The 16,068-nt window shown below is 66.0% G+C and carries 13 protein-coding genes; 7 read left to right on the top strand and 6 right to left on the bottom strand.

Translation table 11 applies throughout. The features are described from left to right. Window positions 1–33: 33 nt before the first annotated feature. The gene (locus C0Z18_RS24820; RefSeq protein WP_233217476.1) at window positions 34–936 is read right to left on the bottom strand and encodes a LysR family transcriptional regulator; all 903 of its coding nucleotides are present in this window, start codon (window positions 934–936) and stop codon (window positions 34–36) included. Between the two features lie 96 nt (window positions 937–1,032). Between C0Z18_RS24820 and C0Z18_RS24815 the strand changes: the two genes are divergently transcribed. Beyond that, window positions 1,033–2,022 (top strand): zinc-dependent alcohol dehydrogenase family protein, encoded by a 990-nt coding sequence (locus C0Z18_RS24815; RefSeq protein WP_102648112.1) that lies wholly within the window; start codon window positions 1,033–1,035, stop codon window positions 2,020–2,022. A 16-nt stretch (window positions 2,023–2,038) separates the two neighbouring features. Here C0Z18_RS24815 and C0Z18_RS24810 read toward each other — a convergent pair whose 3' ends face one another. The 4 genes from C0Z18_RS24810 to C0Z18_RS24795 form a co-directional block, all read right to left on the bottom strand. Then, entirely contained in the window at window positions 2,039–2,350 is a 312-nt protein-coding gene (locus tag C0Z18_RS24810) for a helix-turn-helix domain-containing protein (protein WP_102648111.1), read from the bottom strand. Between the two features lie 90 nt (window positions 2,351–2,440). Continuing rightward, complete coding sequence (locus C0Z18_RS24805; protein ID WP_102648110.1) at window positions 2,441–4,003, bottom strand: efflux transporter outer membrane subunit; 1,563 nt, start codon at window positions 4,001–4,003, stop codon at window positions 2,441–2,443. Continuing rightward, window positions 3,996–6,101: an ABC transporter permease gene (locus C0Z18_RS24800; RefSeq protein WP_102648109.1), complete on the bottom strand. Its 2,106-nt coding sequence runs from the start codon at window positions 6,099–6,101 to the stop codon at window positions 3,996–3,998. The genes C0Z18_RS24805 and C0Z18_RS24800 overlap by 8 nt, the downstream gene beginning before the upstream one ends. Window positions 6,102–6,118: 17 nt before the next feature. Next, a complete protein-coding gene (locus C0Z18_RS24795; RefSeq protein WP_233217475.1) occupies window positions 6,119–7,492 on the bottom strand; it encodes an efflux RND transporter periplasmic adaptor subunit in 1,374 nt (457 codons plus the stop codon). A 205-nt stretch (window positions 7,493–7,697) separates the two neighbouring features. Between C0Z18_RS24795 and C0Z18_RS24790 the strand changes: the two genes are divergently transcribed. The 6 genes from C0Z18_RS24790 (at window position 7,698) to C0Z18_RS24765 (ending at window position 15,389) form a co-directional block, all read left to right on the top strand. After that, window positions 7,698–8,669, top strand: coding sequence for an HlyD family secretion protein (locus tag C0Z18_RS24790; protein WP_102648187.1), 972 nt, complete (start codon window positions 7,698–7,700; stop codon window positions 8,667–8,669). Further along, entirely contained in the window at window positions 8,666–9,589 is a 924-nt protein-coding gene (locus C0Z18_RS24785; RefSeq protein WP_102648108.1) for an ABC transporter ATP-binding protein, read from the top strand. Before C0Z18_RS24790 ends, C0Z18_RS24785 begins: the two co-directional genes overlap by 4 nt. Then, entirely contained in the window at window positions 9,586–10,584 is a 999-nt protein-coding gene (locus tag C0Z18_RS24780) for an ABC transporter ATP-binding protein (RefSeq protein ID WP_102648107.1), read from the top strand. The genes C0Z18_RS24785 and C0Z18_RS24780 overlap by 4 nt, the downstream gene beginning before the upstream one ends. After that, window positions 10,581–11,717 carry an ABC transporter permease gene (locus C0Z18_RS24775; protein ID WP_102648106.1) on the top strand — a complete coding sequence of 379 codons (1,137 nt, stop codon included), beginning with the start codon at window positions 10,581–10,583 and terminating at the stop codon, window positions 11,715–11,717. The genes C0Z18_RS24780 and C0Z18_RS24775 overlap by 4 nt, the downstream gene beginning before the upstream one ends. A 50-nt stretch (window positions 11,718–11,767) precedes the next feature. Continuing rightward, window positions 11,768–12,898 (top strand): ABC transporter permease, encoded by a 1,131-nt coding sequence (locus C0Z18_RS24770; RefSeq protein WP_102648105.1) that lies wholly within the window; start codon window positions 11,768–11,770, stop codon window positions 12,896–12,898. A 103-nt stretch (window positions 12,899–13,001) separates the two neighbouring features. Beyond that, window positions 13,002–15,389 carry a bifunctional acetate--CoA ligase family protein/GNAT family N-acetyltransferase gene (locus C0Z18_RS24765; RefSeq protein ID WP_102648186.1) on the top strand — a complete coding sequence of 796 codons (2,388 nt, stop codon included), beginning with the start codon at window positions 13,002–13,004 and terminating at the stop codon, window positions 15,387–15,389. 51 nt (window positions 15,390–15,440) lie between these two features. On the opposite strand, the gene C0Z18_RS24760 is transcribed toward C0Z18_RS24765, so the two are convergent. Further along, window positions 15,441–15,983: a hypothetical protein gene (locus C0Z18_RS24760; RefSeq protein WP_102648185.1), complete on the bottom strand. Its 543-nt coding sequence runs from the start codon at window positions 15,981–15,983 to the stop codon at window positions 15,441–15,443. Window positions 15,984–16,068: the final 85 nt, after the last annotated feature.

The following is a 16,068-nucleotide window of genomic DNA, read 5'->3' as shown; positions in this document are numbered from 1 at the left end:
GCATCGGCAGATCTGCTCGACGTATCGCGCAAGCTAGCGCGTGAGATCGGCCAGTCGCGCAGCGAGCGTATCGATGGCGAGACGCACTCTAAAGGGCAGATGCGGCGTTTGTATCCATAGCGCGTATGCGTCGTAAAGAAACGCGGGCCTCTCGGGCACGAGCTGGACGAGCGTGCCCGCCTCGATGCGGTCGCGAACGAGCCAAGAGGGCAGCCAAGCGAGACCTAGCCCGCTGACGGCGGCATCGGCGATCGCGTCGAGATCGTCGAGCCGGACACGGTTGACCGGAACGAACTCGTCCGGCGCCGCATCGTCGCGTGGAAAGAGCCACGGCCGAATGCGGCCGGAGCGCCGGTAGACGAGCCCCTCGTGGCCGGCAAACTCTGCCACCCGGTGTGGCGTGCCGTGCGTTTCCAAGTAGGAGGGCGCGGCGCATACCACCATCCGTTGCCGCGCCACACGGCGAGCCACGATCCCCGCCTTGTCTTCGAGATCTCCCGTTCGAATCGCCAGATCGTAGTCGCCTTCCGCCAAGTCGACGAAGCGGTCGTTGAACGACAGGTCGAGCTCCAGCGACGGATGCTGCCTGACGAGCTCGAGCAAAACCGGCGCGACGCAACGTCTACCGAAATGAACGGGCATCGTCACGCGCAACTTGCCCCTCGGGTCCGAACGTTGGTCCGCCGCGAGCGCTTCGGCCGCATCGGCCTCCGCCAGCACGAGGCGGCATCGCTCGTAGAAGGCGCGTCCGAATTCGGTCAGGCTTTGGCGGCGCGTCGTGCGCGTGAGCAGTTGCGCGCCGAGCCGTGTTTCCAAGAACCGGACATGCTTGCCGACCATCGGGCCGGATAGATCCAGCGCGTCGGCCGCGGCGGCGAACGAACCCAGATCGACCGCTTTCACGAACACGGCCATGCTGGTCAGGCGATCCATCATTCGAAACTCCTGGTTATTTGTGTCCTGTCTCCCTGCGATTTTTCCGTATCGGAGCTCGGGGCATAGTGTATTCAATACAACTACTTTCGAGTCGATATGACACGCATCGTCCGTTTTTATGAGCATGGCGGCCCCGAAGTGCTGCGCATCGAGTCAGTCGATCTGGCTCCGCTCAATGCCGGCGAGGTTCGCATTCGCGTCAAGGCACTCGGGCTCAACCGTGCGGAAGCGCTGCTGCGCAAAGGGACCTACATCGAGACGGCGAGCTTGCCGTCGGGACTCGGTCTCGAGGCCGCGGGAATTGTCGAGTGCGTCGGCGAAGGTGTCGAGGGCATCGCGCCCGGCGATGCGGTCAGCGTCGTGCCGCCGCTGTCGATGGTGCGCTGGCCGGCGTATGGCGAGCGCGCGACGTTTCCGGCGGAACTCGTCGTCAAGCATCCCGCGTCGCTCGGTTGGGAAGAGGCGGCGGCCGTGTGGATGTCGTCGCTTACCGCCTATGGAGCCTTGATCGACGTCGCGAAATTGGCGCGCGGCGAATTCGTCGTCGTCACGGCGGCGTCGAGCAGCGTCGGTCTGGCCGCGATCCAGATCGCCAACGCCATGGGTGCGATACCCATCGCCGTCACGCGTACCTCGGCCAAGCGCCAGGCTTTGCTCGAGCACGGCGCGGCCTATGTGGTCGCGTTCGAGGAGGAGGATTTGGCCGCTCGCTTGCGCGATATCGCCGGCGGGCAAGGGGTGCGGGTGGTGCTCGATCCGATCGGTGGGCCGATCTTCGAACCGCTGACGGCCGCGATGGCGCGCGGCGGCATCTTGATCGAATACGGTGGGCTAAGCCAACGACCGACGCCGTTTCCTTTGGCCGAAGTGCTCGCTAAAACGCTGACGCTGCGCGGTTATCTCGTTCACGAAGTGATTAGCAGTCCTACGCGATTGGCGGCGGCTAAGGCGTTCGTGCTCGAGCATTTGGCTATGGGGGCGCTGCGGCCGGTGATCGCCAAGACCTTCGCATTCGACGATATCGTGGCCGCGCATCGGTTCTTGGAATCGAACGAACAGTTCGGAAAGATCGTCGTCAACGTATAGGCCGCGCGGCGGTCCGTTACTTCTTGCTCGATGAGATTTCGATCGTGCGCGAGCGCGGAGCGTCGGAGATGGCATTGGAATGGGCCGTCGCGCGGGCCTCGCTCGCGTCGATTTCCCGGTGCACGGCTTCGAGCCGCTCGTTCGGCACCAGCAGCCAAGTTGCATCGAGCGCGGTCGCGATCGATTCGAGCGTCGAGGCTTTCGTGTCGCCGCGGCCGCGCAGGACCGCGGACAGATTCGGCACGGCCATGCCGACGCGTTCCCCGACGGCGGCCAAGCTCATGCGCCGGCGCGCGCGCAGCGCGGCAAGCTGATCCGTGAAATGCATAAGGCACCGCCTCCCTGAATGTTATGCCGCAATATAACATTTATGCGCATAATCCCCGCCATGATGGTGAGCCATAAAGGCGCCGATGCCTCAACGCGCCGTGGGGGGAGTGCCTGGGCCGGGCTCGCGGCCGTTATCGTTTTGCGCCCATTCCCGTGCATCGCCGCCCATTGCGGCGAACCACTGCGCCGTATCCACATAGCGCTGGCCCTTCGCCTTCGCATAGCCGAGCCGTGCCTGCGCATAAAGCCGTTGCGCTTGCAGCACGTCCACGAGGCTGGCGGTGCCGACGCGGTAGCTTTCTTGCAGCAACTGGAGCGATGCCTGCGCGGTGTCCAAGGCCGTGCGCTGCGCGGCCAACGCGTCGGCGTCGTGTTGCAGGGCCCGTAGCGTGTCCGCCACCTGACCGAACGCTTGCAACACCGTTTGCCGGTAAACGCCGAGCTGCGCGTCGAAGGCATCGACCGCCGCTCGTTTCTGCGCGCTCAACGCTCCGCCGTGAAAGAGCGGGGCCGTTAGCGCGGCTGCGACAGTCCATAGACCGTTGCCGGCGTCGAAAAGCGGTCCCATCGATGCCGCGGCTTGCGTCCACGACGCGCTCAGTGTCACGTTCGGGTAAAGCTGCGCCGTTGCGACGCCGATCGCGGCGCTTGCCGCATGCAGTTGCGCCTCGGCAGCGCCGATATCCGGACGGGACCGGAGCCAAGCCGAGGGAAGCGCGACGGGCACGTCGGCCGGCAAGGTCAGCATCGCAAAGTCGAAGCGCGGCGGTTGCCATTGCGCGGGCGTCTTGCCGACCAAGATCGCGAGCGCGTCGTCGGCGGCGCTGAGCTGCTGCTCCAGCGGCGGGGATAGCGCGAGATCGGCGGCCAGTTGGCTGCGTGCGGCAAGCTCGTCGCTGAGCGCGGCTTTGCCGACTTGGCGCTCGATCGCCACGAGTTCGACGTTGTGCTTGTCCACCGAAATGATGTCGTCGACGGCGCGCAATTGCTCACGAACGGTGGCGGCCGTCAGTGCCTCGGTCACCGTGTTGCCGGTGAGCGTGAGGTACGCGGCGGCGAGCGCGTACCGCTGGTAGTCGGCCAGTGCCGTCTGCGCCTCGATTTCGCGGCGCTTTCCGCCGAACAAGTCCAGTGCGTAGCTGACGGTCGGACCGACAGTCAATAGATTCGCGGTCGCGGATGCGCCGTCCTTGCCTCCAACGCGGGCCCGCTCACGCTGAGCGCTCGCACCGAGGTCGACTTGCGGATAAAGTCCGCCTCGAGCCACGACGATCGCCTGCTGCGACTGGGCTAGCGTGGCGCGTGCGGTATCGAGCGTCGGGCTGCCGGCGATGGCTCGCGAGACCGTGTCGTCGAGTGCCGGTGAACGATAGGCAGACCACCAACGCGGATCGATGTGCGCGTCCCATTGCAGGTGTTGCGCGATGTCGGCCGGACCCGCCGCGGGCAGTTCGGTCCGATCGGCTAGGTAACCGGTGACGTTTGGCGCCGCCGGTCGCTCGAAGTCGGGACCGGCCATGCACCCGGCAAGCGCCACCGCGAAGAAGGACGACATCAAGGCCCATGCCGTGGCGCGGCGCGCGCGAGGCGCCGGCAGCGCTGTGCCGGGTGGGCGATGCCGCCCGGATGCGTGGATCGAGCGGTCACTCATAGCGCAGAGCCTCGATGGGATCGAGCCGCGACGCTTTCTTGGCCGGGTAGTAGCCGAAGAACACGCCGACGGCCGCGGAAAACGCAAAGCCGCCGACGATGGCAGCGGGCGAGAGGAGCGTCGGCCAGCGGGCGATGACTGTAACGAGTTCCGATACGGCGATGCCGAATACGATTCCGCCGATGCCGCCGCTCACGCTCAAGAAGACGGCCTCGATCAGAAATTGCAGCAGAACGTGTAGGCGCCGGGCGCCGATCGCCATCCGCAGGCCGATTTCGCGCGTGCGCTCGGTGACCGATACCAGCAAGATGTTCATGATGCCGATGCCGCCCACGAGCAGCGAGATCGATGCGATCGCGGCCAGCAAGAGCGCCATGATGCGGCTACTGCCCTCCGCCGTCTGAGCGATCTGGCTCAGATTACGGACGGCGAAGTCGTTGTCGTCCGACGCGCGCAGGCGATGGCGGCGACGGAGCGTGCCGGTCACCTGAGCGATGGCCGTTTGGACGAGTTGCGGGCTCGCGGCCTGGACGTAGATCTGGTTGACGTACCCGGTGAGCCGCGGCGGCGTGCCATACGGATTCGGCACCGGCGGAAAGTTGGGGTTGGCGTTCGTCTGCGCTTGGCTCGGGACCGCCACGCCCAGCACTTTACGCTCGGCGCTGCTGAACGGGATGATGATGACGTCGTCCTGGTCTTGTCCGTAGGCCGTTTGCCCTTTGGCGGCGAGCAGCCCGACGACGCGCAACGCCGCGCCTTTGACGAGGATCGTCGCGCCGATCGGGTTTTCGGCGGCGCCGAAGAGCTGCTGATAGACCGTTTGGCCGATGAGGGCGACCATCGCGGCGTCGCGCTCGTCGTCCTCGTCCACGGCGCGACCCGAGGCGATGTGCCAACCGGTGATATCGAGGTAGGCGGGCGCGATGCCTTGAATGCTGGTCGCCCAGTTCCGTCCGCCATACTCGACTTGCCCCAGTTGCCGGATGAGGTAGCTCACGGTGCTGACGGCGGGCGCATCGCGCTTGAGCGCGCGTGCGTCGTCGACGGTCAGCGTCGATGCGCTGCCGGAGCCGGCGCGCACCCCCGTTGCGGTCGTGGCGCCTGGAACGACGACGAGCAAATTCGTCCCAAGGCTCTCGATCTGCTTGCGCACCGCCTCGTTCGCGCCCTGACCGATCGCCACCATGGCAATCAACGCAGCCACGCCGATGAAGACGCCCAGCACCGTGAGCGCCGAGCGCATTTTGTTGCGCCAAAGGGCGAGCGCGGCGGCCGACAGCGTCATTTTCGCGAAACCCGTCGCGACGGCACCGGCCGTGCGGGCCGGTATCGCGGCGGGCCCGGCGGCGCTGGAAGAAGGCGCCGCACGGCCGGAAGCGTTACGCTCCGCCTGCGTCGAGACGCGGCGCTCATCGGCCACGATCTTGCCGTCGCGCATGGTGACGACGCGATCCATGTATTGCGCGATATCGGGTTCGTGCGTGACGACGATGAGCGTGACACCTTGCTCGCGATTGAGCGTGCGCAGCATCACCATGATCTCGTGCGACGTGCGCGTATCGAGGTTGCCCGTCGGCTCGTCGGCGAGAACGATGCTGGGGCGGCCGATGAGGGCCCGGGCGATCGCGACGCGCTGTTGCTGACCGCCCGAAAGCTGACTGGGCCAATTGCTCTCGCGCGTGCCCAGCCCCACGAAGCGCAGCGCGGCGCGGGCACGTTCGAGCCGCTGCGCATGATCGGCCGGACCGCCGGCTGCATAGAACAGCGGCAGCGCGACATTCTCCAATGCGCTCGTGCGCGCGAGCAGGTTGAAGCTTTGAAACACGAAGCCGATGCGGCTGGAGCGAATACGCGCGAGTTCGGGCTCGGTGAGCGTTGCCGTATCGGCGCCTTCGAGAACATAACGCCCGCTGCTCGGCCGATCGAGGCAGCCGAGCACGTTCATCAACGTCGATTTGCCCGATCCGGACGAACCCATGATGGCGATGAACTCGCCGCGCTCGATCGTCAGGCTCACGTCGTCGAGCGCGCGCAACTCGGTGCCGCCCGCGGCGTACACCTTCGTCACATTCGTCAGCTCGACCACCGTTTCGCTCATTGCCGGCCTCGCGCGCGTCACCGCTGGAGACGGGGACCGACGGCCGTCGGCGCGGATGCGCCGCCCGTCGTTTCGCCGATGATGACGGCGTCGCCCTCGTGCAGATCGCCGCTCGTTATTTCGGAGTACGAATCGTCGTCGAGGCCCGTCGTCACCGTCACCGCCACGGGACGCGCGTTGCGCAATACCCAAACGCGTCCCGAGCCGGCCGGCAATGCGGGCAGCGCGGGCTGCGCCGATGCCCGCGAAGGCGTGAAGCGCAGCGCCGGGTCGGGCGCCCGCAGCACACGCTCGCGCGTCGAGAGGACGATCCGGGCGGTGGCCGTCATGCCTGGCTTGAGGCTCAAATCGGTATTGCGTACGCCGATCACGACGTCGTATGTCACGACGTTTTGGACCGTTTGGGGGGCTTGCCGCACTTGCACGACGCGGCCCTCGAACCGGCGCTTCGGATAGGCTTCGACGGTAAACGTCGCCGGCGTGTTTTCGTGCAAGCCGCCGATGTCGCTTTCGCTGACGTTCGTATCCACCTGCATTTGCGTGAGGTCGGTCGCGATCAGAAACAGCGTCGGCGTTTGGAAGCTGGCCGCGACGGTTTGTCCGATCGTGATGTTGCGCGAGACGACGGTACCGTCCACGGGCGAGACGATGTTCGTGTAATCGAGGTTGACCTCGGCCGTGCGCAATCCGGCGCTGCGCTGCTCGATCACGGCTGTATCGACGGCCACTTGCGCGCGTGCCTGATCGTAAGCGCTGCGCGCGTTCTCGGCCGTATCGCGCGAGACGATGCCGTGTTGCAGCAGCGTGGCGTTACGTTCGGCGGCGCTCTTGGCGTATGCGAGCTGCGCTCGATCCTTCACGATTTGCGCGCGTGCGTTGGCGAGATCGGCGCGCGCTTGGTCCACGAGCGCCTGATAGGGGCGCGGATCGATCTTCGCGCATAGCTGCCCCTTGCGCACGCGTGTATTGAAGTCGCAGAACTGTTGTTGGATCACGCCCGACACGTAGCTGCCGACGATGATCGTCAAGACGGGATTGACCGTTCCGGTCGCGCTGATGGAGTGCGCGATATCGCCGCGCGTAATCGATTGGGTAACGTAATGAGGCGGCGCGGGTTGCATCGACCACCACCAGGCTGCGCCGGCGGCGACGAGGGCGGCTGCGGCACCGAAGTAGGCGAGGTATCTGCGCAGATGCGCCGGATGCGGCTTGGCGGCACTACGCGCGGACGGGGCGGGCGGCGCGGGCGATGCCGAGACCGCCGACGCGTCCGACGTATCGGGCGCGTGCGAGCCGGCCGCGCGCGCGGGATCGCTTGCGCCCGCCTCACGGACAAGGGGCGCATCGTCGCCATGGTCGCCATCGTCACCGGCGGATCGAACGTTCGACACGCAATTCCTCTATTTCAACGAGACGCCGGTCCGCACGGACGCCGATCGTCCGCCGGGCCGCATGCCCCGATGCGGCCATCATCGGCCCGCCTATGCCCAGAGGCCTTGACCCGTATCAAACGATCGCCGCCCGGGCCTGCGTAGAGTGCCGAACATGGCCCCCGATTTCGTCACCCGCTGGCGCGCGCGGTTGCGCGCGAATTCGATGCCCTTCTGGGTGCTCGTTGCGCTTGCGGTGGCGGCGAGTTCGTACGGGGCATGGCATTGGTCGTCGTTGTTCGGATCGGCCGATCTGCCGCCGCGCATCGTCGTCTCGGGCAACATCGAGGCGCATGAAAGCGTGCTTAGCGTGACCCAGGTTCAGGCGCCCATCGTCTATTTGCCGTTCGACGAGGGCGCCCGCGTGGCCCAGGGCACGGTACTCGCCCGGCTCGACGACCGGCTGTACCGGCGGCAAGTGGAGATCGATCGGGCGAGTCTCGCCGTGCAGGCGGCGCAAGTGGAGGCCAATCGCAGCACGCTGGCGGCGGCGACGAGCAGTGTGACCAGCGACCGCTTCGACCTAGCGCAAAAACAACTGGACTACACGCGGGCCGATACGCTCGCCAAGCACCAGGCCGTTTCGCAACAAGCCCGCGATCTCGCGCTGACGGCGCGCGAGCAATCGGCGGCGCAACTCGCGCACGATCAGGCGCTCGTCGATGCCGCGCGCAACGCCGTCGTGCTGGCGGCGGCCAACGTCGAGGCGGCCCGTGCCAAACTGGCCCTCGACGAGACGACGTTGTCGTACGCGGAGCTACGGGCGCCGTTCGATGGCGTCATTACGGTGCGTGAAGCCGAATTGGGGCAACTGGCCGGGCCCGGCGTCGCCCTGTTTACGATCGACGAACTGGATCACGTCTGGTTGCGGGCCTATGTGAACGAACCGGACGTCGGTCGCATTCGGCTCGGACAGCGCGTCGATATCAGCACCGATGCCTATCCGGCCAAAACCTACAGCGGACGAGTCAGCTTCATCTCGCCGCGCGCGGAGTTCACACCCAAGACCGTCGAAACGCATGCACAGCGCGTCACCCTCGTCTATCGCATCCGGATCGACATCGACAATCCAACGCACGAGTTGCTCCCCGGCATGCCGGCCGATGCGTCGATCGCGGTGCGCGCGAGCGGGCAATGAGCGAGACGGCGATCGTCATCGAGCACGTCGGACGCCGCTTCGGCGCGCTCCAAGCCGTGCACGACGTCACGCTCGCGATCGAACGCGGGGAGATTTTCGGGCTCGTCGGTCCCGACGGAGCGGGCAAGACCACGCTCATTCGCATGCTCGCGGCGGTATTGCATCCCGATTCCGGCCGCATCGTGCTCGAAGGAATCGACGTGGCCGCCGATCCGGAGCGCGCCAAAACCGCCCTCGGCTACATGCCGCAGCGCTTCGGTCTGTATGAGGATTTGACCGTCGCCGAGAACGCCTTCTTCTACGGCGAGCTGTTCGAAGTGCCGCGCAAGTCCTATCGCGAGCGCATGGCGCAACTGCTCGACGCGGCCGGGCTCGCGCCATTCAAGCATCGGCTCGCGGGGCAGTTGTCGGGCGGCATGAAGCAAAAGCTCGGGCTCGTGTGCGCGCTCATCCACACGCCGAAGGTGTTGTTGCTGGACGAGCCGACGACGGGCGTCGATCCTGTTTCCCGGCGCGAGTTCTGGGCCATCTTGTACCAATTGCGCGATCAGGGCGTGACGATCGTTATGTCGACGGCCTATATGGACGAGGCGCAGCGGTGCTCGCGGCTTGCGTTGCTGCATGCGGGCGAGGTGCGCGATTGCGCGACGCCGGAGTCGCTCAAACGTGGTTTGCGAGGCGCGTTGCTCTCGATCTCCGGCGCGGCCCCGCGCGCGATTCGCGATGTGCTCGCGGACGCGCCCGGCGTGCTCGGCGTGTTGCTGATGGGCGACCGCGTGCACGTGCGGGTCGACGACGCATCGCGCAGCGTCGAATTGAAAGCGCGGCTCGGCGCCGCGGCGATCGAGCATACGTCGATCGAGACGGTGGAGCCCGGCATCGAGGACGTCTTCGTGGCGCTGGTGGGAGATGCCATATGAACACCCCGGCTCCGGTCGTGGTTGCGCGCGGCCTCACGAAGCGCTTCGGCAATTTCACGGCTGTCGATGGACTCGATCTCACGATCGGCAAGGGTGAGGTGGTCGGCTTCATCGGCCCGAACGGTTCGGGTAAATCCACGACGATTCGCATGCTGTGCGCGCTGCTCGCGCCGAGTGCCGGCAGCGCATCGGTGGCGGGCTACGATGTCGCGCGCGAACCCGAGGTAGTGCGTACTCACATCGGCTATATGTCGCAGAAGTTCTCGCTCTACGGCGATTTGACCTGCCGCGAGAATCTGCGCTTTTTCGCGGGCATTTACCGCGTGCCGCGCGCGGTGTTCGCCGAGCGGATGCGGTTCGCCATCGAGATGGCGGGTATCGAGGGGCGCGAAGATACGCTCGTGAGAACCTTGGCGGGGGGCTGGCGGCAGCGCCTCGCGCTCGGCTGCGCGATCTTGCATCGACCGCCCGTGCTGTTTCTCGACGAACCCACGTCGGGCGTCGAGCCGCAAGCGCGCCGGCGATTCTGGGACCTGATCCATCAGTTGGCCGGCGACGGCGTGACCGTGCTCGTCTCCACGCATTACATGGACGAGGCCGAGTATTGCAACCGCATCGCGCTGATCGATGCGGGCCGCCTCATCACCGTCGGCAGCCCGAACGAGCTGCGCGGCGAACAGTTGGGCGGGGTGCTCTACGAGTGTGCGAGCCCGGCGCTGGGCGAGGCCGTCGTCGCGCTGCGCGAAGCGCCGGGTGTGCTCGATGCCGCGATTTTCGGCGACAAACTGCACGTGCTGCTCGCCGATGGGCCCGGCGCGCCGGCCGCATCGACCGCCGCGGCCTTACCGGCTTGGCTCGCGGGCAAAGGCATCGAGGCGGTTGCGCTCGCGCCGATTCGCCCCGGCTTGGAAGACGTGTTCGTGCAACTCGTTACGCGGGCGAGCGCAAAAGGGGACATCGCGAGCGGCTCGGCGCGGGTGGGGGAGAGCCCATGAAGCCGCGTCGTCTGCTCGCCATCGCCTACAAGGAAGCCCTGCAAATCTGGCGCGATTCGCGCAGTCTCGCCATCGCGTTGCTGATGCCGCTGATGCAGATGCTGCTGCTCGGGTACGGCGTGAGCCTCGACATTCGGCATGTGCCGCTGTGCGTGCGCGACGAGGCCCACACGCAGGCGAGCCGCGAACTCGTCGAGCGCTTCGTCGCGTCGGGGTGGTTCGCCTCGCAGCGCGCTTTGGCGAGCGAGCCGTCCGTGCGCGAGGCGATCGACCGCGGGCGCTGCGCGGGCGTCGTCACGATTCCCGTCGATTTCACGCGCGTGTTGACGACGACCGGCGTTGCGCCGGTGCAAGCCGTTTTCGATGCGACCGATACGAACACGACGAACATCGCGATCGGCTATGCGCAAGGCGTCGTCGCGAGAACCACGGCCGATTTCGAAACGCGCTGGGCCGCCGATCACGGGATGCCCGTGCCCACCGTAGGCACGATCGATTTCGAACCGCGCGTTTGGTACAACGAGGGGTTGGACAGCCGCAATTTCATCATTCCGGGCGTGGTCGCCGTCATTCTTGCGCTCGTCGGCGCGCAATTGACCTCGCTGACGGTCGCCCGCGAATGGGAGCGCGGCACCATGGAGCAGTTGATCTCGACACCGGTCACGGCCCTCGAACTCATGCTCGGCAAGCTCGTCCCTTACTTCGCGATCGGCTTTACCGATGCCGTTTTCTGCATCGTCGGCGCTGTGTATTGGTTTCACGTCCCGTTTCGCGGCAGCCTGCTCACGCTGGCGGCTACCACGGCCTTGTTCACGCTGGTCGTGCTCGGTATCGGCTATTTGATGTCGGTGCGTATCCACAGCCAACTCGGCGCGAGCCAAGTCGCGTTGCTGCTGACCATGTTGCCCACGACGATGCTCTCGGGCTATACCTTCGCGATCGAGCAGATGCCGGCGCCGATTCGGGCCGTCACGCTGCTGGTGTACGCCCGCTATTACGTGACGATCTTGCGCTCAGTGTTTCTGAAAGGCAGCACCTTGATCGACCTCGCGATTCCGGTCGCGGCGCTCGCCGCTTATGCGCTCGTCATCGGCTGGCTCAGCGTGCGCGCCTTTCGCAAGCACCTCGATTGATTCGTTTAGGAACCCTAACTTAAAAACGATTGAGCGAGTGGGAGCCGTCGATGTTCGAACGCGTGTACGCGATGCTCGTCAAAGAGTTTCTCGAATTGAAGCGAGACAGGTGGGCGCTCTTTCGGCTCGTCGTGCCGCTCGTGATGCAGGTGTTCGTCTATGGCTATGCGGCGACGTTTACCGTTAGCCACGTTTCCACGGCCGTGCTCGATCTGGACGGCAGCCAAGCGAGCCGCGATTTGATTGCACGCTTTACGGCGAACGGCCGCTTCGACATCGTCGATTTCGCTCGCTCGCAAAAGGAGATTGCGCACGAACTCGATACCGGGAACGTGCAAGTGGCGGTCGTCATTCATGCCGGCTTCGCGCAGTCGCTCAACGATGGCGCCGGCGCGCCGTTGCAAGTGCTCGTCGACGGCACGAACTCGAACACCGCCCTGATCGCGCTTGGCTATGTCAGTAGCATCGTGACCCAGTACCAAAGCGATCGCGTCGCGGCGGCTTGGCCCTCGCGCGCCGGCTTGGCGCCCCGGGCCGTCTCCGTTGCGATCCGCGAGCGGCCTTGGTTCAATGATGGACTCGACGATCGATGGTTCTTCATTCCCGGCGTGGTCGGCACGTTGACGCTGCTGCAAGTGGTCAGCTTGACCGCATTCGCCATAGTGCGCGAACGCGAAGTGGGCACGCTCGAGCAGATCATGGTCAGCCCGATCCGGCCCGTCGAATTCATTCTCGGCAAGACCGTGCCGTCGTTTTTGATCGGCCTGGGCGATGTGGCGATCGTCACGGCGCTCGGCGTCGCCTGGTTCGGCGTGCCTTTTGTCGGCAGTGCGTGGGTCATGATGGCGGGCGTGGTGCTTTTCTTGTTCGCCGTCATCGGCCTCGGATTGTTGCTTTCGACGTTCTCGCGCACACAGCAGCAAGCGTTCGCGCTGAACTTCTTCCTCGTCAATCCGATTTTCATCTTGTCGGGATTCGCGTTTCCGATCTCCGCGATGCCGCGCGTGCTGCAATGGCTCACGTACCTCAATCCGCTGCGCTACTTCCTCGTCGTGTTGCGCGCCGTGTTTCTAAAGGGCGTCGGTTTCGAATCGCTATGGCCGCAGTTCGGGGCCATGGCGTTATTGGCGCTGGCGATGTTGACCGCCAGCGTGCTGCGGTTTCGCAAGTCGCTCGATTGATGCAAGCGCGCGCAATCGACATCGGCATCGCCTATGCTACCGGGGCGGTAACCGGCGTTCGATGCGGCTTTCTTCCTTTTTTCTCCGGTAGGTGTGCGCAGCCATGACCGTACGCAACCTCGATGTGTTATTCCGGCCGAAATCGGTCGCTGTCGTCGGCGCTTCGGCTCGGGCTGAAAGCGTCGGCGCCAAGGTGTGGCGCCAGGTGCTGGCCGGCGGGTTCGAGGGGCCGGTTTGGCCCGTCAACCCGAAATACGCCGACCTCGATGGACGGGCCGTCTTCAGCGACGTCGCCGATCTGCTCGAACCGCCCAGTGTTGCGCTGATTTGCACGCCGAGCCAGACGTGGCCCGAGATCGTCGACAAGCTTGGCCGGCTCGGCACGCGCGCGGCCATTGTCGTGAGCGATACCAAGTCCGGGGCGGACTCGCCCGAGCTCGCGCGGGCGTTGGCGGCGGCCAAGCCCTACTTGCTGCGGATCGTGGGGCCGGGCAGCGTGGGCGTCGTCACGCCGGCGCTCCATGCGCATTTGGGCGCACCGTCTTCCACGGTCAAGGCGGGCGGCGTGGCATGGGTCTCGCAATCGAACGCCCTGACGAACGCCGTGTTGGGGTGGGCCGAGGCGCGAGGCTTGGGCTTTTCCCACGCGATCGCGCTGGGCGGCGAGGCCGATGTCGATGCGGGCGACGTGCTGGACTATCTCGCGAGCGACTCCGGCACGCGGGCGATTTTGCTCGAATTGTCCGTCGTGCGAGCGGCGCGCAAGTTCATGTCGGCGGCGCGCGCCGCGGCGCGCAACAAGCCTGTGCTCGTGCTGCGCACGGGCCGCTCCGATCCGCGAGACGCGCTGTTCGCATCCGCGTTTCGGCGGGCGGGCATGGTGCGCGTCGAATCGCTCGACGATTTGATCGACGAGATCGAAACGCTCGGCGTCGGCCGTATCGCGGCGAGCTCCTCGGCCACCGTGGTGACGAGCGACCGCGGCGTCGCGGCGCTGGCGGCCGATGCGTTCGCGCAAGCCGGCACGACGCTCGCGCAGTGGCCGGGGGCGGCGCAGGCTTCAGTGTCCGCGGCGTTGCCCCATGCCGCGCCCGGCAATCCGCTCGTGCTCGGCAACGATGCGCTGCCCGAACATTTCGGGGCGGCCCTAGAGGCGCTCGCGCCGCACCGCGAGACCGGCACGGCCTTCGTCGTGCACGCCTCGACGTTGAGCGCGCCCGTGGCCGACGTCGCGCGCGTATTGATCGAGCGTCAGCGTTTCGCCTATCGCGGGCTGTTGGCTTGCTTCTTCGGCGGCGTGGACGAAGCGACGCGCGACGCGCTGCGCGCGCATGGGATTGCGGTGCATTCGACGCCGCACCGGCTCGCACGCGCATTCGCCCGTTTGGTGGACTATCGGCTCGGCCGACAGTTGCTGATGCAGACCCCGGAGGGGTTGCCCGCGCATGTCCCCGCATCCATCGAGGCCGCGCAGGCGCAGGCGAAAGCGGCGCTCGATGCGGGGCGCACCGAGCTTGGCGGAGAAGAGGCGGCGCGGATGCTGCGTGGCTTTGGATTGCAGGTCGAGGCGCGTGGAGCGAACCCTGCGCCCGGCGCGCAGCATGACGACGAGCATGTCGTCGATGTCACCGTGACCTTGCGGGACGATCCCGACTTCGGACCCGTGTTCGAATTTATCGCGCCGGCCGCCGACGGCTTGTCGGCGCCGTTCGTCGCGTACGGCCTGCCTCCGCTCAATCCGGTGCTGGCGCGCGAGATCGTCTCCCGGTCGCCCTACGCGCGGCTCGCGGCCGTCGGGCCCGTGCTCGACGCGCTCACGGCGTTGTCGGAAGTCGTCTGCTGCGTGGAGTGGATCGTCGGCATGACGGCGTCTCTGAAGGTGACGCGCACGCAGGTGGCACTCATCGCACCTTGCGTGACGCTCGGTGCTGCGCGCGGGCGGCTCGCGATCGTGCCGTATCCGCGGCAACTCGAGGAGACCGTCGATTGGCGCGGCCGTCGCTTGACGATACGGCCGATCCGTCCGGAAGACGAGGCGGCTCACAGCGCGCTCATCGCGGCCATGACGCCGGACGACTTGCGCTTGCGATTTTTCGGGGCGGTAAGCGGCTTCGACCATACGCAGCTCGCGCGCATGACGCAGATCGACTACGACCGCGAGATGGCATTGATTGCGACGGCGGACGAAGGCGGGCGCGAGGCGACGCTGGGCGTCGTACGCACGATCACCGACCCGGATAACGAGTGCGCCGAATTCGCGGTGGCATTGAGATCGGATCTGAAAGGGCGGGGATTGGGCCGAATGCTGATGGAGCGGATGGTGGCTTATGTCCGCTCGCGCGGCACCCGATGGATCGTCGGCGAGGTGTTGCGCGAGAACGCCCCGATGCTCGGGCTCGTCAAGACGTTGGGCTTCGAGATGCGTTCGACAGCGGATCCCGCCGTCGTCGAGGTGAGGCTACCCTTGCGTGATGCGGCGCCTGCGTCTTGATTGCGCGTGGCCGGCCGCCGTTGCGGCCGGCAGATCTGCGTGGACGACCGGTTAAGCCGCGAGCTTAGCGGCGGCGTCGTCGACAAGCGAACGCTGAATCGAAAGCTCCTCGAGCCAGTTATCGGCATAGACGACGCCCGTTTCCTTTTCGAGGCGGGCGATCGTAGCCGCGTTGCGCGCCGTATCTTTCGGCGTGGCCAAGAAAGTTTTGATCGACTGCCCAGCCTTGAACGCATCGAACAGGGGCACGCGAATGTCGTCGGGCAACGCGCGAGTCCACTGGTACGTCTTGCCGTTGTGCGTCAGCGAGGGCGGCAACGTGCGTTCTTTCTTGGTGGCGGCGATGAGCCCGTAAGCGCGTGCGGCCTCGGCGATCTGCTCGGGCGAGAACAATTCGTCGGGCGTGATTTCGAACTGGGCGATGTGGGTTTCGATCGCGTGCATGGCCGCGGCGCGGTCGTCGCGCTTTTGCTGCGCGCGCTCGACGATGCCGCGCAGTTCGTCGGCTTCTTCGCTCGTGATGGCGAAGCTGGCTTGCTTTTGCTGGAGTTCGGAAAAGCGTTGGAATTCGGTGTCAGTCAGAAGTTTTGCCATGAGATCGAACGACGGCGCGCGCAAGCAAGGCCGCACGCGCTTTTTTTGAAGGGCCGCTATTTTAGCAGCCTGCTGGGGTGGGGAG

It is taken from the genome of Trinickia dabaoshanensis (assembly GCF_002879885.1).
GTDB lineage: Bacteria > Pseudomonadota > Gammaproteobacteria > Burkholderiales > Burkholderiaceae > Trinickia > Trinickia dabaoshanensis.
Note: the sequence above shows the minus strand (reverse complement) of the source record. Positions and strands in the feature narration are given on the sequence as shown.